Below are 22,905 nucleotides of genomic sequence, written 5' to 3' on the forward strand. Positions count from 1 at the left end.
CCATAAGGCAAAGACTTTATACTTAAAAAGGATAATCATTATCTATTTTAGAGACTCACCAGAGAGTGACATGTGAAGCCTTCGTTGCTTCGGCTTCTTTTACTCAATCAAAAGAGTATTAAGTTTATGCATGTTGTGTTGACGGATCTCTCTACGTTATTTGCCCGATTCGAGCGAAACATTGCTTTGGCGTTATTTATTAAATAGTGATTAGAAATAAAAATGCCACTCATGTGAGTGGCATTGTTTACTTTACTATTAACGATTTACAGGTGCTCAAGTATTTTCAAACATGAGTCTTTAGCATCGCCGAACAACATATGGCTATTATCTTTAAAGAATAATGGGTTTTGAACCCCAGCATAACCAGTACTCATTGAACGCTTAAACACAACCACTTCTTTGGCATTCCAGACTTCAAGTACAGGCATACCAGCGATTGGACTGTTAGGATCTTCCATCGCAGCAGGGTTAACAGTGTCGTTTGCACCAATTACAAGTACAACATCAGTTTGTGGGAAATCATCATTGATCTCATCCATTTCTAACACGATGTCATAAGGCACTTTTGCTTCAGCTAATAGCACGTTCATGTGTCCAGGTAGACGACCAGCAACAGGGTGAATACCAAATCGAACATCAATGCCTTTTGCACGTAACTTATCTGTGATCTCGTGAACAGGATATTGCGCTTGAGCAACCGCCATGCCGTATCCTGGAGTAATGATAACTGAGCGTGCATCTTTTAGCATTTCAGCCACTTCTTCTGCTGAAGCTTCACGGTGTTCGCCGTATTCTTCATCAGAGCTTGCTGCTGTACCATCCGAACCAAAACCGCCAGCGATAACACTAATAAATGAACGGTTCATCGCCTTACACATAATGTAAGAAAGGATAGCACCAGAAGAGCCTACTAATGCACCTGTTACGATTAGAAGGTCGTTTGCTAACATGAAACCCGCCGCTGCTGCAGCCCAACCAGAATAAGAGTTAAGCATGGATACAACCACTGGCATATCAGCGCCACCAATTGAAGCAACAAGGTGGTAACCAAATACAAACGCAATAAGTGTTACTAAGATTAGCGCCGTTAATGAACCTTCTGACTGTACAAACCAAACTAGCAATAGTGCTGAAACAACAAGCGCTAACAGGTTTAATTTGTGACGGTGAGGAAGCATTAGTGCTGATGATGAAACTAATCCGCGTAACTTAGCAAATGCAACTAACGAACCGGTAAAAGTTACTGCACCAATAAATACGCCAAGGAAAATTTCAACCAAGTGAATGTTTAACATTACACCCGTAAGGTCGCCGTGATCTAAGTAAGTATTAAAACCTACTAATACCGCAGCCATACCTACAAAGCTGTGTAACATAGCAACAAGCTCTGGCATCTCTGTCATTTCTACTTTTTTAGCGTAGAAAATACCAATTGCACCACCAATGATCATCGCAAGGATAATCCAAACTGTGCCTTCAGTGTGAGGACCAAAGATAGTAGCAATCAGAGCGATTGCCATACCAGCAATACCAAAGTAATTACCGTTTCGTGCTGTTTCTTGCTTAGACAGTCCCGCTAAAGACATGATAAACAGTACGGCAGCAACAAGGTAAGCTGCTTGTACGATTCCTGCAGACATGTGTTACTCCTTATTTATCTTTACGGAACATTTCTAGCATTCTCTTGGTAACCGTAAAGCCACCAAAGATATTAATACTAGCGATGAGAACAGCAATAAACGCGAGGAAGGATACCACCCCATTTCCCTGACCGATTTGGAGCAAAGCACCAACAATAATGATGCCCGAGATAGCGTTAGTTACTGACATTAAAGGAGTATGTAAAGAGTGGGATACATTCCAAACCACGTAGTATCCAACGACACATGCAAGGACGAATACAGTGAAGTGCGTTAAAAACTCTGCTGGAGCATAATTAGCAATCCAAGCAAATAGCGCAATCCCGGCACCCATTAAGCCAAATTTCTTAACCGGTGATGCAGGCTCTTCAACTTTAGGTTCAACTTTAGCCGCCGCTTTTGGCTGTTGAGCTGCCGCAGAAACTTTAATTGGTGGCGCAGGCCATGTTAGTTCACCCGCTTTAACAACCGTTAGACCGCGTAATACTTCATCATCAAAATTGATATCAATATTACCGTCTTTCTCTTTGCAAAGCAGTTTAAGTAAGTTAACAAGGTTTGTTCCGTAGAGCTGAGAAGACTGTGTTGGTAAGCGACCAACCATATCTGTATAGCCGATAACTTTTACACCATTTGGTGTCGTAACAACTTTATCTGCTTCAGTGTATGCACAGTTACCGCCATTCGCAGCAGCAAGATCGACAATAACACTGCCTGATTTCATTGAATCTACCATTTCTTTGGTGATCAATTTTGGTGCTGGGCGCCCAGGGATAAGTGCGGTAGTAATGATGATATCGACATCTTTCGCTTGCTCTGCGTATAAACGCTCAGCCGCTTTATTGAATTCATCAGACATTTCTTTAGCGTAGCCATCTCCCGTTGAAGTATCTTCTTTATAATCAACTTCTAGGAATTCAGCGCCCATTGATTCAACTTGTTCTTTAACTTCAGGACGAACATCAAAAGAACGAACAATCGCACCAAGGCTACCAGCAGCACCAATAGCGGCAAGACCTGCAACACCAGCACCAGCAACGAGGACTTTCGCTGGAGGCACTTTACCTGCAGCGGTAATTTGACCAGTAAAGAATCGACCAAACTCATGAGCGGCTTCAACAACAGCACGGTAACCTGCGATATTTGCCATTGAGCTTAAGGCATCAAGCGCCTGTGCACGTGAAATACGCGGTACAGAATCCATCGCCATAATATTAATATTTTTAGACGATAGTTTTTCTAATAATTCAGGATTTTGAGCAGGCCAAATAAAACTAACTAAGCTTGCACCCTCTTTGATGAGCTCAAATTCATCTACACCTGTTACAGGATTAACCTGCGGTGCATTGACTTTAAAAATAAGATCCGATTGCCATACTTCATCAGTTGAGACAACCGTTGCCCCTGCCGCTTCATAAGCAGCGTCATCAAAGCTTGCTAAACGTCCAGCTCCTTGTTCAACAACAACGCTGAACCCCATTTTCAATATCTGCTCGACCGTTTTAGGTGTTGCAGCTACTCGCGTCTCATGAGCGAGTACCTCTCTCGGTACACCAATCTGCATTATTATTCCCTGTACATTGGCTAAAACATAATCATTTTGTATCCAACCCAGCAAGCAACATCAAGCTTTTTGTAGTAAAAATACAAAAATCCCCATATCTACAAGTCAAAAACCCTAGTGACTGTCATTATACTACTGAAATTAAACTACATTTATATTTCTAGCATCCATAATAGTACATTTAAAAATAATGACTGAATCACACTTTCTATCTGCTTTTGACTCTAAAACGATAATTGTCAGCTATATACTCAATAAACAATATTTAACCTAATCAACTTATTGTTTTAAAAAACAACCAACTTTAAATATGCTTAACTGATAATTTTGTCATATGAATATTCACAATAGGATAATGATATAATGTAAAATTCATTTTTAATGTTTAAAAAGATACTTTTATACCATTACAATTGCAATGAAATTTGTTGAATATTACTACAGCTTTTATTTGAACATTTTATCGCCCATTTGTTTAATAAACATTTCTGCTTTTTTAATCATAAATGTTTCCGCATCATGACGAGAGCTGAGTAAATCTGAACGAATAAAGTGGTGTGTATTTAATTCTCCGTCGATCTCTTTACAAATTCTTCCAGCGATTCTAAATTGCCCTCCTTCTTGCTTCGGCTCAGGATAAATTAAGTAACCATTATAAAGAGTTGGCTCAACTTCCTGAGTGGTAACCTCTGATTTTTTAGAACCAAATAGCTTTGAAAAAAAGCCCATTTTTATACTCCTACGACTAAATCATTTAATAATATTTTTATTTTTAGCAATGAATATTTTACTTTAACTAAAGCCAAATAGTACCCACTATTTTTAGGCGGTTATAGCGGAATTTTAAGCAAAAAAAAGCCGGCAATCATGCCGACTTTAAAAATCTCAATACAAAATGTTATCGATAGATGCCAATATCTTTCTGTAAATGAACTGGGATATCTTCAATACTGTAAGCGACTGACTTTTTTGATCGGTTAAATACAATATCAAATAGGTGTGCAATCAATCCTTTGATCGTTACTTCGTAACTTTTTTTATCCTGAAGATGTAACGTTGTAGCTGCGTCCACATCAAATGTATGTGCCATGATTGCCCCTGAAAAAGGTATTAAATTCAATAAACACGAGTAGTTTATCGTCTGTTTACATAACCTATAAATGACAATATTTCTTTCATAGCATTAGTTTTTCTTATGTGTTAACACTTGATTACTAACGATTATTACCCTAAAGCACAAAAGACTATTAAGAACGATTACATTACTAAATGTTTAGTTTTTTGTTTCAAATAGAATCTTTTTTTGTATTTAAACAAAAACAATGATAACAATAAGTTAACAAAAGGATTTTTAACTTATGCTTTTTTTTCTTAATAAATATTCTGCTATTTTATTGATGTTTGCAGGTATCGTCGGTTTTAGCTTTCCAAGTATTAGTCGTATTGTCTTCCCTGCTTTACCGTATATCTTGTTTTTCCTGATGCTTTTTACTTTATTAGGAATTAAACAAGAGTTACTTATCCGCAAGTTGTTATCTAAAAGTGTTTGGTCTTATGCGCTTTTCCATAGCCTAGGGCTCACTTTATTCGCCGCTGTATTGCTATATATCTTTAACATTTCAACGCCACTATTTATCGCTATAACGGCGGTAACGGCGACAGGTACATTATTTGCGACCCCTGCCATAGCGAAAACCTTAGGCTTTGATGTATTGCATGCGATGGCATTAACGATTGCCTCAACATTAATGATGCCAATCATATTATTTTTTAACCTTACGTTACTTCAAAGTGACACAGTAACTTTGGATTTTATCCAATATATACAACGACTAACGATATTCATTATTGGACCAATGGCTATTTCTGCGCTTTGCTACAAAATGATAAACCCAACACTATTACAGAAAATTCATCACAGAATATCTAAGTTAACCGTTCTGCTAATTTTTGCTTTTCCGCTTGGACTTGTCGCTCCTTTGAGGGAAATGTTTGAACGTTCATTACACGAAGGGATGAGCTATTTACTGCTAGGCTGTTTACTTTGCGGATTATTTTTCGGTATCACTTACTTAACCTATTATAAGAAAAATCAACAAGCCAAAACGCTGTATGCCATTACTGCAACTAATCGTAATGTATTACTTACCTACACCATAGCAAGCAGTTATTTAGGATTTGAATATTTAGCACTGATGGCAGCGATTCAAATTCCGACTTATACATTACCTGTTCTTCTTAAACTCATCGCCAAGACTAAGTTTGAAAACCAAGATTCATTTGTCGATAAAAAGAAAGCCGACTAACGGTAAATTGTTAGTCGGCTTAAGCTTTGTTTCTATCGATGAGTTTACCTAGTATTTAGGCGACATCTTGATTACCAGTACAGGGAATATAAACCGTATTATTATCTACTGGTACATCAAAGTATTTTTTCTGTTTTGCATAAGCTTCAAAAGCATCAGCCATTGTAACGTTAAGCGGCATAGGCTCTTTAACGTAATCTAATAATGGCGCATAGCCTTCTTTACCTGTTGCGGTATAGCCCGATGAAACGGAACTATAAACTTTATCATCTTCAACAGGTATCCACTTACCGTCTTGTAAATGCTCTAATAACTCAATGCGTGTACCTTTCACAGCACAACAGCGATAGGTGTAACGAAGATCTGCTACATAGGGAAAACTTCCATCACCAGTCCCATCTACACCGTTACTAATCGCATTATCAATCGCTCCTTCAAGCGCTTGACGAATACGTTTACCTTTAACGCTATAAATCATAATACCAATAGCAAAAGGTAGTAATTTCCCTGCGATATCTGCTGGTGTAATAATACCTGGATTTAATGAGCACCTAACGCCACCAGCGTTATGAATACCAAAATCGACGTTATGACCTAGCTCACGGGCTTTCCAGACGAAACTTTCAACCACCCAAGGAGCAATTTGACTTGGACCTCGTTGATCAGGAATACGAATATGACGAAGCGGCTCATTAATAACAGCAATTTCTTCAGTTTGCAGTGCACGTACCGCAGGGCGATAGTGCTCATTGAGTATATTTTCAATGATAGGATCTTTCACTACAAAACGAATGTTATCTTGCTGGCTTAAAAAATGACGAACGATTTCATGATCATCACTTTCTAAATGCTCGGTGCGGCTTGCATCTACCGTAAATTGACGACCTAATAATAGTTGATTAGCACCAAACGCCTGCTCAATTGTTCCGTCTTCAGCAAACTCTAATGTTATATGTCCTACCGCCAATGCATTACAACCCGCTTGTACAACACAGGTATTATTAACAGTGTGTGCGTATTGATCAGTTTTACCGTAACCAACGTTGGTGAAATCACCTTGCATGGTGTGAGTATGGCCACCAATAATGACGCCTATTCCATCAACAGCTTGAGCAAGCTCAATATCGTGGTCATAGCCTAGATGGCTTAACACAACAATCTTATTGATACTCTGCTTATGTAGATACTGAACAGTATTACGCGCAACCGTCTCGACATTCATAAAGTGAGTATCAGGATCTGGGTTCGCAATGCCGGCCATATTTTCGATCGCTACACCAAAAATCGCAACAGGCTCACCATGCACATCTTTTACAATATATTTAGCGGTTGCAGTGCTATTGTCATAACCGTAAACATTGGCTTTATCTCGCAGCGGATTAGACTTGGTTTGAACTTCTTGTGACAGATCCCAATTACCAGCCAGTAACGGGAAATGCGTATGATCAAGAAAATCAGCGACACTGTCGTTACCCATATCAAGTTCATGATTTCCCAATGCCATCGCTTCAACACCAATCGCATTTAGTAGTACAGCATTAGCCATACCTTTATATAATGAGAAATATAACGTGCCTTGGAAACAATCACCTGCGTGTAAAAACATGAATTCACGTTGATTCAAATAGGCTTCAGCTTTTAATTCACTTACTGCCGATGAAATACGAGAAAAACCACCACAACTGGCATAAACCGAGGATTCAGTATCTAAAACGTGTTCAGGTAAATTCAGTGATATAGATGATGGTTCAAAATTTGAATGCGTATCATTGATATGAGCAAATGTAATCTTTGCTTTTTTATTATTCTTTGTCATAAAAAATTACGTCTCTCCCTGAAGGACTCATATGAATGAGAGATATGTTTAGTTTAAGTCACCTATTTAGCCTAAAAAATTTCACTATAAGACAAAATAATTGTGATAAATATCAATATAGCATGATTCATGATGATCATTTAATGAATAGTAAGACTAATTGCTATTTATCATCTTACTATCCATTAAATCATCTTTGCTAAAATGTTACTGATAACGAGCATGGCGTTGTAAAAACTCAATTTTGTAACCATCCGGATCTTGTACAAAGAAAAACTTCGCTAATAACGTCCCCTCACGGAAAAACTCTTTAATCTCTAAAGGCGCATAACCACAATCCGTTAATTTTGCATGTTCAGCTTCTAAATCATCCACAGCGACAGCAATATGACCATAACCCGTACCATGGGTATACGGTTCTTCCGTTCCCTCATTCCAAGTCAGCTCAAGCTCCATATCATTTTCATTGTTGCGTAAGTAAACCAGACTAAACCCTTCAAAATCTAAACGCTCAGCAATCTCTAAATCTAATGCTTCTTTGTAAAACTTTAATGAAGCGTCAAGATCTAACACACGGATCATTGAGTGAATTATCTTAGCCATCTAACTCTTCCTTCTATTATTATTTGTTTGAAATCATATAACTATTTAAAGCATATCATGCTATGAATATGTGATCAGTTCTTGCGAGTCAACGATTGATTTACTATATCGTATACAGGAATAAACGAGGTTTGTAGAGTTTTATGCATTTAGAAAGAATTGAAATATCCGGTTTCCGTGGTATTAAGCGTTTATCCTTGTCTTTTAAAGAGTTAACCGTCCTAATTGGTGAAAATGCGTGGGGCAAATCCTCTTTGCTCGATGCGCTTTGTTTAGCATTGTCTCCAGATGCTGAGTTTTACGAGTTTAACTTTTCCGATTTCCATATCGATCATGCGTTAGGTAATGAGCGAGCGACAGAAATTCAGATTGTTTTACATTGGAATGAAGATTATAAAGGTGAACATAATGCCCGTCGCTACCGTGGGTTTCAGCCTTTTCTCTCAGAAAAAGACGGTATAAAGCATTTTTATTATCAAATTCACAGCCATATTGAAAACGATAAGATCATTACTAATAGACAATTTTTACATTCAACTGGTCATGGCATTTCACATCCTGATACGGATAAGTTGATTCGACAGCTAATGGTGCTTCACCCTATTGTTCGTATTCGTGATTCGAGACGTCTTCACGAAGAACGTCATGACGGTAATAATGAGCAGCCATTAACGCAAACGCCGCAAGAGCTTCGCGTACAAAAACGTTTAGATAATACCTGTCGACGGTTAATGACACAGCCCGGTCATGTCAGTACAGCAGAAATTAAAAGTAGTATTACTACGTTACGATCATTAGTTGATCACTACTTTGCCTTTGCGCCCCACCAGCGTAGTAAAGCATTATCGCCACACTACTCTTCATTACAACAAACCAATACACATGGTTTATATGCAAATCCGTTTGACCAATTGATTCAGCCCCACATGACAAAGCAAGCGCGTTTATTGTTAATGGGGTTATTGAATGAATATATTCGTGCAAGGGGTCCTGTCGAGTTAAAACGCATTTCACGGCCTATCATGATCTTGGAAGATCCAGAAGGTCGTTTGCATCCGATCATGCTCCATCAAGCATGGGCGTTTATTCAAAATATGCCGATGCAAAAGATCTTAACGACCAACAGCCCTGAGCTTTTAACTTCTGCGCCGTTAACCGCGATCAAGAAGTTGATACGTCAGCCATATAAAACGGAAGTATATGGTGTAGATAATGGGGAGTTGAGTAAAGATGATACCCGAAAAGTCACTTTTCACGTACGCATGCATCGCCCGAGTGCTTTCTTTGCAAGAGTATGGCTGTTAGTTGAAGGGGAAACGGAAGTATGGTTATTTAATGAAATGGCACACCTAAATGGTTATAACCTTGCCGCAGAAGGGATTCAAATTATTGAGTTTGCGCAAAGTGGATTAAAGCCATTGATCAAGTTGGCAAAGATACTCGGTATTGAATGGCATTTAGTGGCTGATGGTGATCTAGCGGGTAAGAAATATGCAGAGAAAGTCCGTAATATGCTTGGCGATGATCCCGAGCGTGAACGCTTGACCGTATTGCCAGCAAAAGACATTGAACATTTCTTATATAAAAATGGCTATGAACCTTTGTTTCGTGACTTAGCGAATATCACTGATACTAAAATACCAATGCGTAAGATCATTCATAAGGTACTAAGAAAAACAGCGAAACCCGATATGGCATTGGCAATCGTTAAATATACTCGCGATGAGAAAGATAACCGCACACCTCTGCTTATCCGTTGGGTATTAAAACGTATCGTTGCAATGTCGCGTGGTTTTGGCTGATAACCAGCATCGAGTTTAGTTAAATCAAAGCCTGTTTAGATGTAGGCTTTTAATCTTTTGATTAAAGATGTGCTAGAAGAGAACGATCTCTCGTATTTAATGGTTACCGTTTTCTTCTTTCTTTTTCTTTATCACATTTTGATATCGAATTTCAGCAAATATCCATCCAAAGTAATTTACTATTAAGCCCATGACAGACCAAAACAGTGCGTATTTTGCTGTATTCGGTAAAAACACATCCCATTTAGATTGATTAGAAAAAAGTAACGTTTGTAAAAACAAACCAATTATTAAGAAAAAACATAAATTGCTGTTTGAGAAAGAACATAATGCAACTGCCCTTTTTCACGCCGTATGCTCCAACGTTTGAACCATTTTTCATTCCATTTTTTAAGCATTATTATTTTCCTAAATCCGTTATTTGATTATGTCTTTTAAATTACTATTTATAATTCATGATTTATAAACTCATTGACTAAAAATTAGAAACAAAGCGCACTATAATAGTAACCGTATAACATAGTATCTTTATGACGTGATAATTCGATCAAAAAAGCCAGTCAATCAAACTGGCTTATTATTGCGTAATAAATAGATAGAGAAAATATGGTATTACATATTTAAATTAATCATCTTTTTTGGAAAAACAACGTTACTTTACCTACTTCAAAGCCAAATTTGGTCATGGTTGCAACATTGAACATGTGCTTTTCATCTTGGCGATACATCCAGTCATTAAATGTAATATTATAAACTGTATCATCTACGGGAATCGCTAAGGTATATTGCCAGTGCAATGCATTACCGACCTCAACTCCTTGTGCTTCACCAATAACATCACCCGCCGTTCCGGTATATCGTCCATCTGCTTGTTTTTTTATCGTCCAAATACGCTGTTGGGTTTCACCATCATCAAATACAAAGTCTTCGACAAGGGTTAATGTATCCTTTTTTACTTTACCTACTATATCAACCGTAAATCGGCGTGTTTGTTTACCTTTATAATCTTGCAGCATTCCCCATGCCGTTGTTTTACCAGCAAAGTAACCAAATAAATCAAACTTGGGTTGTGAAGATTTATAATCAGAAATAGACGCTGTACACCCTGTTAAAAGCAACATTAATGCTAATAATATTGAAGTTATTTTTTTCATGCCGTGACCTTATTCCATAGTCTCACTTTGAATGATTAACATGCAGAGTAAGAGTATTTGATGCTCGCTATTTTCCAATTAACTGCTGACGTAATTCCGGATACGATGTCTTTGGTGATAACCAAATAGCAATAAAGCTTTGTGATAGTGATGGTGATAAGACTTTCCCTAGTGGTTTACTTTGTTGATAAAACTGCCCTTCACCATTACGGAGAACGAAAGTTAATCTATCTCCCTTTTTAACGTCTGGCCATATGGTTGATAACGTTTTTAGCCACGGTGTTATCTGTTGGCTGCTATAACCTAAATGTTGCCATTGTTCTTCAGTCGCATCCAACAAGGCATCTTTATCGATATTACGTAGATAAAGAATAATTAAAGCTAAATCATCTTGCGTCCCCTTATATCGTCCTGTTGGCGTTTTTAGCTCTGAGTGATAAATATCCCATATTCCCCACTCAAGTGTTGCTTCACCCACTATTTTCCACTGATACCATGGGTATTTATCACTAAGGGTCTGTAACTGTAGAGTAGCGTTATTTTGAATCGCTTTATTGCTATAATCCGCTTCTGCTTTAGCAACATTAGAGCATATCAATAAACCCAAAAAGATAACGAGTGTTCGCATTTATTGCTCCTGTGCGGTCGGATTATTTGGATCTTTATGTAAAATACGCAGTAACCATAAAAGATACGCCGATAGAGCCAACCAGATCACTATTAGCACAAAGAATGTATCTAATGTTTCTAGCTGCCAAATTACCGCACCTAATTTCATTCCAGACCAATAACTCAATGCACCGCCAAAACTGCCAGCCACCAGCAACCAATGTGTAGCAAAGCTACTAATTGATGTGCGTAGAACCCAAACAAAAGTTGTGAAACCCAACCAAAGCAATATCAGCCAAAGTGGTATTAACCCAATACTCTCCACATTAAAGAAAAGTGGCGTTCGATTCGGTATTGGAAAATCAAACACCTGCCAATGTCTGAGCATTGAATCAATCACTATGCCGGGTATCGATGCTAATACAGAGAAACGCCACGCCTTAGATTCCATAAACCATGTAGCTATTAGTATGAAAACCAAGATATAAGTAAAACGATATTGCCCCCACACAGCGAGTAACCAATAGAAGTTAAACACCATGCCAGCCAATAACACTTTTAGTTTGTTTGCCAATGGATTTACTCTCTCCATTGCGGGCGACTTGCGACAAATTGAATAGTACTAATGGTGCGCTCTAAGAACCCCCCCTCGCAATAAGCAAAGTAAAAACGCCACATCCTCATAAATCTTTCGTCGTAGCCATATTTTTCTAATGCTACGGCATTCTCATTAAACTGCTGATGCCAATCCTCAAGCGTTTTCGCATAATCTAAGCCAATATCTTTGATATCTCGCATCACGAAATCACTGTGCTTGGTTAGATTTTCAAGTAATACGGTAATTGAAGGTAAGAAACCGCCAGGGAATATGTGTTTTTGAATAAAATCAACGCCGCGGCTGTAACTATCATAACGTTGATCGGCAATTGTGATTGCTTGAATCGCCATTAAGCCAGTTGGTTTTAATAATGACTGACACTTTTCAATATAGGTTTTAAGGTATTGCTTACCGACTGCTTCTATCATTTCAACCGATACTAACTTATCGTATTGCCCCGTTAAATCGCGGTAGTCGTCCATAAGTAAGGTGATACGATTTGATAGACCTTCTTTTTCAACTCGCTCTTTTGCCCATAAATATTGTTGCTCAGAGATCGTAGTAGTAGTAACACGGCAGCCGTAGTATTTCGCTGCATGAATCGCCATACCGCCCCATCCAGTACCAATTTCTAGTAAATGATCGTCTTCAGTTAATTTTAAATGTTGGCACAAACGATCCATCTTATTCCATTGTGCTTGATCTAACGTGTCATTTTTATTGAGATAAATTGCCGAAGAATAAAGCATATTAGGATCAAGAAAGTGGCGATAAAGATCGTTACCAAGATCGTAATGAGCTGAAATGTTTTTGCGCGCATTCTTAATGGTATTTTTACGCAGCAAGTGCCCAATCTGTTCAGAGATTCGACTCATCCAACCCATTTTTGCTTCTAGCTTATCTAACGTTGTCAAGTTCTTAGCCAAAACTCGTACAACATTGGTTAAGTTTGGTGAATCCCACCAGCCTTCCATATACGCTTCACCTGCACCAATGCTGCCATCAGTCAGTAAGCGTTTATAGAAAAGTGGGTTATGGACATTAATACTCGCTTGTAGCGGTGCTTGTTTGTCACCAAAGAAGACGGTGCCTTCCGTTGAATCAGATACACTTAAGCCCGCATTAGAAAGGTGTTTTAATACTTTAAATAAAATATGCCGAGATGCATGATCAGAGGCTGATACATTAACTGATGATGATTGTTGTACGTCGCTTCTAAACATTGTCATTCCCTCGTTTAATCTTGTGTTTATTTACTTTTTCATACGGTGTGTTATTTGGGTGATCATAAATTGGTACGCCTTTAATAAATAATTTAAGCGCTTGCCAATAAATACCTATAACAACCTTTATTGTCATAATCGGTGTAAGCAGTAATTGCTTGATAAGTATTGCAGATGTGAAGTTTTGCTTACGCATCTGCATGGTGGCATCAAATACTTTTTGATGGCTATTTTTCGAATCACCCGAATACCCGCTCGGAGAGATGCAATCTTTGTATCGACTCACAGCCAAGTTAACCAGCAAATTGCTATCAGGCTCTGTTAATCGCCAATGATACTGTTGATGTATAGGGTTAAAAGGTGAAACATGAAACGCCTTATCATGACTATATTCACGCCCCTGCCAATATTGCGGGGCCGGTATCGCATAGTAATGACGTTCGTTCCAAGGTGTATTACTGACTTCAGCTAACATATATTGCCATTGACCTTCATCATCATGGAGGTAATACAAATTAAGAGGACTGAAATACAATCCGCAATAACGTAAGTGACATAGCATAGTGACATTGCCATCAATCATTTTACCTGTTAGCGCATAGACCTTATCTTTTACAGCTTGTGCTAAATCAGGATCACCTTTTACGTAATCATCACGTCGAAATCGAGCAAAATTAAACAGGGATAATCCAAAGCCTTTTACTTTTTTATCCAACTGTTCTAATTCATTTAAGTGGATATGGGGCATAAACATAGAATACGTGAATCTATGATCCACTGGTGTAAAACGTCGATGCCTAACCCATCCCTGAAAGATGCCGCTTTTTAGCTGATTATCTTTCCCCATACTAATAACTTCGTATGACACAGTTATATGATGGTTCATTAGAAACATTCAGAGATTTCGCTGTTACCATTTCATCTTCTGATTGCGTCAATGATTGCATTTTTATTGCTTCGACAACGTCTAACGCGCTACGTACCCCGTCTTCATGAAAACCGTTATACCAATACGCACCACAGAACCATGTTTGATTTTGTCCATTTATTAAATGACGTTTCTGCTGAGCCGCAATACTTTTCGTATTGAAAACAGGATGAGAATAAACAAATTTGCGCAGTATTTTGTCTTTATCTATCGATTCAGTTTGGTTAAGGGTTACACAAAATGTTTCAGGAGCTAGAATGCCTTGAAGTATATTCATGTTATAAGTCAGTGACGCTAAGTTACGTTCTCGAGCATCACGAGATTTAGGTAACGAATAATTCCAAGATGCCCATGCAGCCTGACGTTTTGGTAATAACGAAGTATCGGTATGAAGAACCACTTCGTTTTCTTGATAATGAATATCTGATAACACGTAGTTTTCTTCTGATGTTGCGTCAGACAGCATTTTTAACGCTTGATCACTATGACAAGCGAAAATCACTTGATCAAATTCTTCTTGCTTAGTATTAACCGTAACAATTACCTTGCCTTTACTACGCTTCACCGAAGAGACAGGGCTATTTAGTTGAATACAATCTCCGATATAAGACATCATTTTTCTAACATATTCACGAGAACCACCCGGTATTACACGCCACTGTGGACGATTAGTTATGTCTAACAAACCATGGTTTAAGAAAAAACGCAGAAAGAAAGCTAAGGGAAAACGTCTCATATCAGATAACGTTGAAGACCAAATAGCAGCCCCCATCGGTAAGATATAATTTTCAGCAAAGTAATCACTAAACTGATGCTGAGTTAAAAAATCACCTAGCGTTTGATTCATTAACTCACTATCACCTACAACCTTTTTAGCAAGCTTATTAAACTGGGTGATCTCATACAAAAAGCGATAAAAAGCCGGGTTCAATAAATTACGTTTCTGGGCAAACAGTGATGAAATAGTATGCCCATTATATTCAAGCCCCGTACGCTCATTGTGAACACTAAAGCTCATTTCGCTTGGCTTACCTGTTATTTCAAGTTGTTCAAGCAAATTTTCAAAGTTTGGATAAGTACGATCATTAAAAACAATAAACCCAGTATCGATGGCATAATCACCACTATCTACAGTGACATCTACCGTTGCAGTATGCCCACCGACATAACTGTTTGCCTCGTAAACAGTAACTTCGTGTTCTTGATGTAAATACCAAGCGGACGTCAAGCCTGAAATACCGGAACCTATAATGGCTATTTTCATTATGATTTCCCCGTCATTCGTTTAATTACTGCCAATCGAAATGTAATTGGCAAAAGCGCAATAGTTTTAAGAAACAGTGTAAAGGTGGCAGGAAAACTAATCTCTTTTTTTCCTGCAGCAATACCTGATCTTATTTTTTTTGAAGCATGTTCGGGTGACACTAACATTGGCATCGTAAAATCGTTTTTATCTGTTAATGGCGTTTTTACAAAACCAGGATTCACTAACGTAATTTTCATATTCAAATAAGCGAGATCAACAGCAAGTGCTTGAGTGATATAACTCATTGCAGCCTTAGAAGCGCCATAGGCTTCTGCACGTGGTAAAGCAACGAAACTGGCAGAAGAACTGATAATGACTAAATGCGTTTTTTCATTAAATCGCGCTTGTAAGGCTTCTATGCAATGGAGAACTCCGTAAACATTGACATCAAAAACGCGTTTAACTAATGCTGTATCAATTTTTCCTTCATCAATGTATTCACACGTGCCGGCATTTAAAATAATTAACTCTGGTAGAGTCTCTAAGGATGTAAGCGCTGATAGTGTGCTTTCAAAATCTGTTACATCGAAACGTAATGTTTTTATCGCTTGATGTTCTTCTTCTAATTCATTTAAACGCTGCGCATTTTGACCGCAAGCAATAACACGCCACCCGTCATCTGCATAATCACATGCAAGCTGTTTGCCAATCCCTGAACTAGCACCTGTGATCAATACCTGATTCATTGCCCTAACCTTGATTTAATGTGTCGAATAATGCGTCCAAACATGGGTAGACCTTCATAAATCATTTCCCCCATATCGAAATAATCACGATGATAAATCACTTTATCTTGTTCAAATTTCAGCTGAGTACAGCCTTCTAAACTACGTTCTTTGCCATTTTGTAATCGAGGATGTGAAAAGTGCATTGTCCATTGAACAAACGCTTCATGATCATCTTCTACATAGCTATTAATAATAAATCGACAGCTATTTATATTTTGATAAAGGTTAAAAAAGTAAGCTTCTAAAGCACTAAAACCTTCAATTTTATGTGCAGGATCTTCAAAAATAACTAAATGATGATAAACGTCAGACAGTTGAGAGAGGTTGTCCTTTCCTAGTTGTCCATACACATTAAAAAACTTAATTAATGCAGGGTTTATCACTGCGTCCATTATTTATTCCTCCACCAGTGTTATTGATGAATATCCATATAAGCCTTTGCTTGTTTAAAAGACTCAATTGCGACTAGACGGGCTTCCTTATGATCGACAATTGGCAATGGATAATTCAGTGATTCTGCACTCGCCCATTGATGCGGCGTGTGTATGTATTTATCCGGAACATGTTCTAATTCCTTAACCCATGTACGGATGAAATCACCTTTTGGATCAAATCGTTGCCCTTGTAGTGTTGGATTAAATACTCTGAAATAAGGTTGTGCATCGGTACCTGTTGATGCGGCCCATTGCCAACCTCCGTTATTGGAAGCGAAATCACCATCAATGAGGTGCTGCATAAACCACTGCTCACCGACACGCCAATCACATAACAAGTCTTTCGTTAGAAAACTTGCAGTGATCATACGTAAACGATTATGCATCCAACCTGTTGCACGTAATTGCCTCATAGCGGCATCGACAATAGGAAACCCCGTTTTTCCTTCTTGCCATGCTTTAAGTAATGTTGCGTCATCTTTCCATTTGACAAACTGAGTAAACTTTTGAAATGGCTGATGTTGGCTTAATTCAGGGTAGCGATGAAGTAAATGACCATAAAACTCACGCCAAACAATCTCGTTCAACCATGTAAAAGCGCCATCATCCTTATTAATTTCTAATGCATTTGGAAAGTGCTGCAATAGCTGATGCAGACACTGCCTAGTTGAAAGCGCCCCAATAGCAAGATATGGGGATAAACAACTAGTGCCATCAATCGCGGGAAAATCTCTGTTTTGGTGATATGATTCGGCTTTAGTTTCACAAAACGTTTCTAATCTTTGTGCAATAGTTTCTTCATCTACTGGCCATAACACACTATCGATAATCGGATAGTTGAAAGCTTTGATTTGATGACAGGCAGACAATAACTTAATCACCACGTCACTAGTTACAGTGTCACCCTTATTTGTTACAGGGTAACTAGGTGATAATAAGAAACGCTTGATCCATGCATTTCTAAATGGGGTGAAAACTTTGAATAATTCCCCATCACGGGTCAAAACCATTTCAGGCTGCAAAATATAATTATCATCAAAAATACTGAATTTTATACTATTTTTTGCAAGCAATTCCCCTACAGCTATATCACGTTTATGCTCATTAATTGGATATTGTTTATTCGCAAAAACATGCACAGCATTATAATCAAAACAAACTTGCTCAATAACCTTAACCGATTCTGAGAAGTCATTAACTTCAATAACTTGCAAAGGAATATTTTGTTTAGCCAACTGTTGCTTTAATACTTGTAACCGACGATGAACAAAGTCTACTTGAACTGCCGCCATATTATGTTGGTGCCACTGCATAGGCGTTGCAATAAAGAGTGCGATAATAGGAAGTCCACTATCGATTGCATGATTTAATGCTGTATTATCAACAACACGTAAATCTGAACGAAACCAAATAATAACGTGCTGCTCTTTTACTGTTTTATTTGTCATCATCACTCCTATTAGCTTATTAAAATAATAATGCTGGTGGATCTTTTTACTTCTACTGCTTGTGGATCATTTTTATGCTTCCAATGAAAGAAACTTGAACATTGCTTTCTTTTTCTATTATTTCAATATCAGCTAACTGCTTATTATCAAGTTTGTTTTCTCCAACGATATAGACGTGGTTAATGTCATGCTCTGTTATAAATGCTGACAATCCTGTTACTTTTCCTAATAAATCAGATAAAACAATCGCGTAATAACCTTCATACGCTAATTTTAAGGCCTGTTGCCACACAAAGTGATTATCTGAAGATGAAAAACTTAACACGAGACTTGGGGGATTTTTATCTGAATTAACTTTCGCTAATACAGGAATAAAACATTGAGTAAGTGCTGAGTTCCACACACTTTTTTGTAATGTTTTTAATGGATTATCACTGCGTGTTATATGTTGCTCAATTGGCTTTAAAAATTGCTCTTCTAAAACATTAAATGGATAAAGTTTTAATGCTTCACGTACGCGTTTTTCTATTTGTTGTGCTTTACCCTGCTCAATTAAACAGATGGTTTCGTCAACCATTTCTATTTTTTCAACATTTAATTCATGATGTTCAGCAGTACCTTCTAATAAAGGTTTAACCTTACCAATTGATACTCCTTTGGCTAACCAAGTTAAAATTTCATGAATTTTAGCAATATCGCTATCGGTATAAAGACGGTGACCTTTAGGTGTTCGTTGAGGAACTAATAAACCATATCTGCGTTGCCAAGCACGTAAGGTTACAGAGTTAACACCCGTAGCTTCAGATACTTCACTAATTGAATACAACTTAATTTCAACGTTCAAATTATTACCTTCATTCGTAATTTCATAATTAGTTTAAGAACATAACAATATAAACTTGTACAACTGCTCTTTCATGTATAACTATAGTGTTAAACCTCCAACTTGTACAATAATTTAATCTTGTACAAGATTGAAGTTAGAGTTGTATCACATCAAAAAAAGAGGTGGTGAGTAGTAATTAGAAATAAGCTAAGTATTGTGGCAAACAAAATAATGATTGCCACATTGAAAAACGCTATGCGTTAAGTGCTTGTTCTAAATCAGCAATGATGTCATCAATATGTTCAATGCCGATAGAAAGTCTGATCATTTCAGGATGAACACCAGCTTGGCTCTGCTCTTCTGGTGTCATTTGTCGATGTGTGGTTGAGGCAGGATGACAAGCCAGTGATTTAGCATCACCAATATTCACCAACCGTTTAAACAAACCGAGTGCATCATAAAAACGAACACCTGCTTCATAACCATTTTTCAGTCCGAACGACAAGATAGCAGAGGGTTTACCCTTGGTATATTTTTGTGATAACTCGTAATAATCCGAATCAGGAAGACCAGCATAGTTAACCCAACTCACTTGGTCATGGTTAGCGAGATATTGAGCAACTTTAAGTGCATTTTCAGTATGTCTCTCCATGCGTAATGGTAAGGTTTCCAAACCTTGCATCAGCATAAACGCATTCATCGGAGACAGCGCAGCACCTGTATTTCTTAGTGGTACAGTTCGCGCTCTACCAATAAATGCAGCTTCACCAAACGCTTCATTATATACAACACCATGATAAGACGGTTCTGGTTGGCTAAATACTGGGAATCTATCTTTGTACTGTGCCCATGGAAATTTCCCTGAATCAACAATAACGCCACCTAATGTTGTTCCATGTCCGCCCACATATTTAGTCAATGAGTGAACCACAATATCAGCGCCAAATTCAATCGGTTTACATAGCACAGGTGTTGCAACAGTGTTGTCGACGATAACAGGTACGCCTTTATCATGTGCTAACTGAGATACTCTTTCGAGATCAATGACGTTACCACTAGGATTACCAATACTTTCACAATAAACCGCCTTGGTCTTTTCATCGATTAACGCAGCCATAGATTCTGGTTTATCATCTTTTGCAAACCGAACTTCAATCCCTTGGCTTGGTAACATATGAGCAAATAGCGTATAGGTTCCGCCATAAAGTTGTGGTGTTGATACAATATTATCCCCTGCTTGAGCTAGGGTTAAAATCGCATAGTTAATCGCCGCGCTTCCAGCACTGACCACTAAACCCGCAATACCTCCTTCAAGCGCAGCCATGCGTTTTTCTAATACGTCATTGGTTGGGTTCATGATACGGGTATAAATATTGCCCGGCACTTCAAGATTAAAAAGATCAGCACCGTGCTGTGCATCATCAAACTCGTAGGCTACCGTTTGATAAATTGGTGTTGCGACTGATTTAGTTGTCGGATCGGTTTCGTAACCACTGTGAATGGATAGCGTTTCGTCTTTCATTTTTCTACCTTGAATAATTGAAAAGAATAATAAGTATACAGACTACATTTAATAATCTATTGATGTAGCCTAATGGTTATTTTAGTTCAACATATGGCGTTTATATCTTAAAAACCACAATACGTATTTATAATGAATAACGTAACTTCAATGCTTCAGGATAAGGCGCTAAATAAGCTTGTTTTGATAAATACTCATTAGGGTTTAATGCTAAATGATGATTGATGAGTGTTAACGGTGCGATTAATGGCAGGTTACCTTCACGATAGCGCATAATAACATCGCGTAATTCTGCTTTTTGTTGTTTATCTAAATTACGTTTAAAGTAACCTTGAATATGTAGCAGTACATTCGTATTCGTTTTGCAATTTGAACGATGCTTTAAACCGTCCATTAATAATTGACGATACTCTACAAAGAACGCATTAATATCGTTCCATTGATGACTTTTAGCTAATAACTGACCAAGCTTACGGTACGTTGCTGGGTGGCTTGCCATCAACGCTAATTTATAACGAGCATGGAATTTCATTAATTTATTACTAGTAATTCCGTCCTCACCTTTAACACTCTCATATAAATCATTAAGTGCATAAACCCGAAAAACAAAGTTCTCCCTTAATACCGGATCACATAAGCGACCATCTTCTTCAATCGGTAACCAAGGCATTTTCTGCATAAGGCGTTTAGTATAAATACCAACAGAACCGCCAGGTACTGAGTGACCATTATCAAGATAAAGTTTAACTCGCTCCATACCGCAAGAAGGCGATTTGGCACATACAATGTAACCACACAGTGTTTCTAATGAAGGTAAAACCTTATCAGTAAATGCGTTCATTTTATCCGTATAATCAAGCGTATTATCTTTACTATCAACTAAACGAACATCAATACTGTTATCTAATAAACGAATAACTGGACGTGGGATTGTCATGCCTATGCCAACCTCTGGACAAATAGGCTTGAACTCAAAATAATCACTTAACTCTTCGTCTGCGAATTTGAAACGCTTATGACCACCGTCAAAACGTACTTGTTGTCCTAAAAGGCAACCACTTATTCCTACTATAATCGCCATAAATACTCCGTGACACTTAACAACAATACCTTCTTATGCTTAAGGTGAAAATAATTTTTGTTAATATTAAAAGTAATCATTCAATGATGAATGGTTATATCTTTTTATTAATAACAATACTTGCATTATTTCCACCCTTGATGCCATAACGAAGTATTTCTTAAATCTTGCCAAATGATCATAAATTCACGTTTAGACATTATTGCTTCCATCGTGCAATACAGAACTTTACCTTCTTCGTTAATTTCAAGTTCAGTAATAATAAAATGTTTTTCTTTATTTTTAGGGACTGCAGCAGTCCACTTACTGTTTAACAACTTTTTAGGGTTGAATTGATTCACTATATTTACCCTTAATTTCATTATTACAATGAGAAACGAAGCTTTAGTTTTTCAGGGTAAGGAGATAAATATGCTTGCGTTGCAAGATATTCATCAGGGTTTACTGTTAAGTGATGATTAATAAGTGTTAGCGGGGCAATTAAAGGAATATTTCCCTCACGATAGCGCATAATTACATCACGTAACTCTGCTTTTTGATCCTTATCTAAATCACGTTTAAAGTAACCTTGAATATGCATTAACACGTTGGTGTTATTTTTACGGCTTGCACGGTTTTTCAGAGCGTCCATAAATTGCTGACGATAAGTTAAGAAGAACTCAATTAAATCATCCCACTCATGAATTTTCGATACTAAGCGTCCAAGCGAACGATAAGACTCTTGATGATGTGCCATTAAGCAAAGTTTGTAACGAGAATGAAACTTAATGATTTTTCCTCGAGTAATACCACCGTCAACACTACGATAGAGATCATCAAGTGCATAAACACGGAAGATAAAATTCTCTCGCAGTACTGGATCACATAGTCGGCCATCTTCTTCAATAGGTAACCATGGCATTGCTTCCATTAGACGCTTGGTATAGATACCAACAGATCCGCCTGGTACTGAGTTACCATTTTCTAAATACAATCTAACTCGTTCCATACCACAAGAAGGTGATTTAGCGCACACCACATAGCCACGTAACCACTCAAAACTAGGTATAATTTCATCGGCGAACGCCTTCATTTTATCAGTGTGATCAATAGCATTATCTTTACTATCAACAAGCCGTACTTCAATGCCATTATCTTGTAAACGAATCACCGGACGCGGCGTAGACATCCCAATAGCCATTTCAGGACATACCGCTCTAAAGCTGAAGTATTCAGCTAAGTCTTCTGCTACAAAACGATTACGTTTATGCCCGCCATCAAAGCGTACTTTCTCGCCTAATACACATGAACTGATTCCTACAGGGATACCCATAC

At 37.8% G+C, this 22,905-nt stretch carries 22 protein-coding genes; 2 read left to right on the top strand and 20 right to left on the bottom strand.

Annotation, left to right across the window (positions count from 1 at the left end):
- Positions 1-266 precede the first annotated feature (266 nt).
- The 4 genes from pntB to C9J46_RS16060 form a co-directional block, all read right to left on the bottom strand.
- Positions 267-1,643 (bottom strand): Re/Si-specific NAD(P)(+) transhydrogenase subunit beta, encoded by a 1,377-nt coding sequence (gene pntB, locus C9J46_RS16045; protein WP_107207166.1) that lies wholly within the window; start codon positions 1,641-1,643, stop codon positions 267-269.
- 10 nt (positions 1,644-1,653) lie between these two features.
- Complete coding sequence (locus C9J46_RS16050; protein ID WP_107291204.1) at positions 1,654-3,207, bottom strand: Re/Si-specific NAD(P)(+) transhydrogenase subunit alpha; 1,554 nt, start codon at positions 3,205-3,207, stop codon at positions 1,654-1,656.
- 447 nt (positions 3,208-3,654) lie between these two features.
- A complete protein-coding gene (locus tag C9J46_RS16055; protein ID WP_107207168.1) occupies positions 3,655-3,936 on the bottom strand; it encodes an HlyU family transcriptional regulator in 282 nt (93 codons plus the stop codon).
- A gap of 169 nt (positions 3,937-4,105) precedes the next feature.
- Complete coding sequence (locus tag C9J46_RS16060) at positions 4,106-4,297, bottom strand: hypothetical protein (RefSeq protein WP_107207169.1); 192 nt, start codon at positions 4,295-4,297, stop codon at positions 4,106-4,108.
- Positions 4,298-4,565: 268 nt separating this feature from the next.
- On the opposite strand from C9J46_RS16060, the gene C9J46_RS16065 reads away from it, so the two are divergent.
- Positions 4,566-5,513 carry a hypothetical protein gene (locus C9J46_RS16065; RefSeq protein WP_107291205.1) on the top strand — a complete coding sequence of 316 codons (948 nt, stop codon included), beginning with the start codon at positions 4,566-4,568 and terminating at the stop codon, positions 5,511-5,513.
- 55 nt (positions 5,514-5,568) lie between these two features.
- On the opposite strand, the gene C9J46_RS16070 is transcribed toward C9J46_RS16065, so the two are convergent.
- Both C9J46_RS16070 and C9J46_RS16075 read right to left on the bottom strand, forming a co-directional pair.
- A complete protein-coding gene (locus C9J46_RS16070; protein WP_107291206.1) occupies positions 5,569-7,329 on the bottom strand; it encodes a bifunctional UDP-sugar hydrolase/5'-nucleotidase in 1,761 nt (586 codons plus the stop codon).
- A gap of 207 nt (positions 7,330-7,536) precedes the next feature.
- Entirely contained in the window at positions 7,537-7,932 is a 396-nt protein-coding gene (locus tag C9J46_RS16075) for a VOC family protein (RefSeq protein WP_107207172.1), read from the bottom strand.
- 143 nt (positions 7,933-8,075) lie between these two features.
- On the opposite strand from C9J46_RS16075, the gene C9J46_RS16080 reads away from it, so the two are divergent.
- Positions 8,076-9,734 (top strand): DUF2813 domain-containing protein, encoded by a 1,659-nt coding sequence (locus C9J46_RS16080; RefSeq protein ID WP_107207173.1) that lies wholly within the window; start codon positions 8,076-8,078, stop codon positions 9,732-9,734.
- 629 nt (positions 9,735-10,363) lie between these two features.
- Here C9J46_RS16080 and C9J46_RS16085 read toward each other — a convergent pair.
- From C9J46_RS16085 to C9J46_RS16150, 14 genes are all read right to left on the bottom strand, one after another.
- On the bottom strand, positions 10,364-10,888 hold the full coding sequence (locus tag C9J46_RS16085) for a DUF3833 domain-containing protein (RefSeq protein ID WP_107291207.1): 525 nt from the start codon (positions 10,886-10,888) through the stop codon (positions 10,364-10,366).
- A 67-nt stretch (positions 10,889-10,955) separates the two neighbouring features.
- Positions 10,956-11,516: a chalcone isomerase family protein gene (locus tag C9J46_RS16090; protein WP_107247209.1), complete on the bottom strand. Its 561-nt coding sequence runs from the start codon at positions 11,514-11,516 to the stop codon at positions 10,956-10,958.
- On the bottom strand, positions 11,517-12,089 hold the full coding sequence (locus C9J46_RS16095; RefSeq protein WP_107260984.1) for a DUF2878 family protein: 573 nt from the start codon (positions 12,087-12,089) through the stop codon (positions 11,517-11,519).
- Positions 12,077-13,318, bottom strand: coding sequence for a cyclopropane-fatty-acyl-phospholipid synthase family protein (locus C9J46_RS16100; protein ID WP_107291208.1), 1,242 nt, complete (start codon positions 13,316-13,318; stop codon positions 12,077-12,079). Before C9J46_RS16100 ends, C9J46_RS16095 begins: the two co-directional genes overlap by 13 nt.
- Complete coding sequence (locus C9J46_RS16105) at positions 13,311-14,165, bottom strand: DUF1365 domain-containing protein (protein ID WP_107291209.1); 855 nt, start codon at positions 14,163-14,165, stop codon at positions 13,311-13,313. Before C9J46_RS16105 ends, C9J46_RS16100 begins: the two co-directional genes overlap by 8 nt.
- Position 14,166: 1 nt before the next feature.
- A complete protein-coding gene (locus C9J46_RS16110; protein WP_107291210.1) occupies positions 14,167-15,510 on the bottom strand; it encodes an NAD(P)/FAD-dependent oxidoreductase in 1,344 nt (447 codons plus the stop codon).
- Complete coding sequence (locus C9J46_RS16115; RefSeq protein WP_105062256.1) at positions 15,510-16,238, bottom strand: SDR family NAD(P)-dependent oxidoreductase; 729 nt, start codon at positions 16,236-16,238, stop codon at positions 15,510-15,512. The genes C9J46_RS16110 and C9J46_RS16115 overlap by 1 nt, the downstream gene beginning before the upstream one ends.
- Positions 16,235-16,672 (bottom strand): nuclear transport factor 2 family protein, encoded by a 438-nt coding sequence (locus tag C9J46_RS16120; RefSeq protein WP_105062257.1) that lies wholly within the window; start codon positions 16,670-16,672, stop codon positions 16,235-16,237. Before C9J46_RS16120 ends, C9J46_RS16115 begins: the two co-directional genes overlap by 4 nt.
- A gap of 20 nt (positions 16,673-16,692) precedes the next feature.
- Positions 16,693-18,162 (bottom strand): deoxyribodipyrimidine photo-lyase, encoded by a 1,470-nt coding sequence (gene phrB / locus C9J46_RS16125; protein ID WP_107247205.1) that lies wholly within the window; start codon positions 18,160-18,162, stop codon positions 16,693-16,695.
- A gap of 52 nt (positions 18,163-18,214) precedes the next feature.
- Positions 18,215-19,006, bottom strand: coding sequence for a MerR family transcriptional regulator (locus tag C9J46_RS16130; protein WP_107247204.1), 792 nt, complete (start codon positions 19,004-19,006; stop codon positions 18,215-18,217).
- A 235-nt stretch (positions 19,007-19,241) separates the two neighbouring features.
- Positions 19,242-20,510, bottom strand: coding sequence for an O-acetylhomoserine aminocarboxypropyltransferase/cysteine synthase family protein (locus C9J46_RS16135; RefSeq protein WP_107207184.1), 1,269 nt, complete (start codon positions 20,508-20,510; stop codon positions 19,242-19,244).
- A gap of 127 nt (positions 20,511-20,637) precedes the next feature.
- Positions 20,638-21,591: a DUF523 and DUF1722 domain-containing protein gene (locus C9J46_RS16140; RefSeq protein WP_107291211.1), complete on the bottom strand. Its 954-nt coding sequence runs from the start codon at positions 21,589-21,591 to the stop codon at positions 20,638-20,640.
- Between the two features lie 125 nt (positions 21,592-21,716).
- On the bottom strand, positions 21,717-21,932 hold the full coding sequence (locus tag C9J46_RS16145; RefSeq protein ID WP_107260992.1) for a TIGR02450 family Trp-rich protein: 216 nt from the start codon (positions 21,930-21,932) through the stop codon (positions 21,717-21,719).
- A gap of 23 nt (positions 21,933-21,955) precedes the next feature.
- The gene (locus tag C9J46_RS16150) at positions 21,956-22,903 is read right to left on the bottom strand and encodes a DUF523 and DUF1722 domain-containing protein (RefSeq protein WP_107291212.1); all 948 of its coding nucleotides are present in this window, start codon (positions 22,901-22,903) and stop codon (positions 21,956-21,958) included.
- Positions 22,904-22,905 lie beyond the last annotated feature (2 nt).

Origin of the sequence: Photobacterium sp. GB-36 (assembly GCF_003026135.1) — a bacterium.
Classification (GTDB): domain Bacteria; phylum Pseudomonadota; class Gammaproteobacteria; order Enterobacterales; family Vibrionaceae; genus Photobacterium.

Bases quoted from the DNA above. Each gene is read 5' to 3' on its own strand.
- pntB (WP_107207166.1), bottom strand. From the start codon at position 1,643: ATGTCTGCAGGAATCGTACAAGCAGCTTACCTTGTTGCTGCCGTACTG.
- C9J46_RS16050 (WP_107291204.1), bottom strand. From the start codon at position 3,207: ATGCAGATTGGTGTACCGAGAGAGGTACTCGCTCATGAGACGCGAGTA.
- C9J46_RS16055 (WP_107207168.1), bottom strand. From the start codon at position 3,936: ATGGGCTTTTTTTCAAAGCTATTTGGTTCTAAAAAATCAGAGGTTACC.
- C9J46_RS16060 (WP_107207169.1), bottom strand. From the start codon at position 4,297: ATGGCACATACATTTGATGTGGACGCAGCTACAACGTTACATCTTCAG.
- C9J46_RS16065 (WP_107291205.1), top strand. From the start codon at position 4,566: ATGCTTTTTTTTCTTAATAAATATTCTGCTATTTTATTGATGTTTGCA.
- C9J46_RS16070 (WP_107291206.1), bottom strand. From the start codon at position 7,329: ATGACAAAGAATAATAAAAAAGCAAAGATTACATTTGCTCATATCAAT.
- C9J46_RS16075 (WP_107207172.1), bottom strand. From the start codon at position 7,932: ATGGCTAAGATAATTCACTCAATGATCCGTGTGTTAGATCTTGACGCT.
- C9J46_RS16080 (WP_107207173.1), top strand. From the start codon at position 8,076: ATGCATTTAGAAAGAATTGAAATATCCGGTTTCCGTGGTATTAAGCGT.
- C9J46_RS16085 (WP_107291207.1), bottom strand. From the start codon at position 10,888: ATGAAAAAAATAACTTCAATATTATTAGCATTAATGTTGCTTTTAACA.
- C9J46_RS16090 (WP_107247209.1), bottom strand. From the start codon at position 11,516: ATGCGAACACTCGTTATCTTTTTGGGTTTATTGATATGCTCTAATGTT.
- C9J46_RS16095 (WP_107260984.1), bottom strand. From the start codon at position 12,089: ATGGAGAGAGTAAATCCATTGGCAAACAAACTAAAAGTGTTATTGGCT.
- C9J46_RS16100 (WP_107291208.1), bottom strand. From the start codon at position 13,318: ATGTTTAGAAGCGACGTACAACAATCATCATCAGTTAATGTATCAGCC.
- C9J46_RS16105 (WP_107291209.1), bottom strand. From the start codon at position 14,165: ATGGGGAAAGATAATCAGCTAAAAAGCGGCATCTTTCAGGGATGGGTT.
- C9J46_RS16110 (WP_107291210.1), bottom strand. From the start codon at position 15,510: ATGAAAATAGCCATTATAGGTTCCGGTATTTCAGGCTTGACGTCCGCT.
- C9J46_RS16115 (WP_105062256.1), bottom strand. From the start codon at position 16,238: ATGAATCAGGTATTGATCACAGGTGCTAGTTCAGGGATTGGCAAACAG.
- C9J46_RS16120 (WP_105062257.1), bottom strand. From the start codon at position 16,672: ATGGACGCAGTGATAAACCCTGCATTAATTAAGTTTTTTAATGTGTAT.
- phrB (WP_107247205.1), bottom strand. From the start codon at position 18,162: ATGACAAATAAAACAGTAAAAGAGCAGCACGTTATTATTTGGTTTCGT.
- C9J46_RS16135 (WP_107207184.1), bottom strand. From the start codon at position 20,510: ATGAAAGACGAAACGCTATCCATTCACAGTGGTTACGAAACCGATCCG.
- C9J46_RS16140 (WP_107291211.1), bottom strand. From the start codon at position 21,591: ATGGCGATTATAGTAGGAATAAGTGGTTGCCTTTTAGGACAACAAGTA.
- C9J46_RS16150 (WP_107291212.1), bottom strand. From the start codon at position 22,903: ATGGGTATCCCTGTAGGAATCAGTTCATGTGTATTAGGCGAGAAAGTA.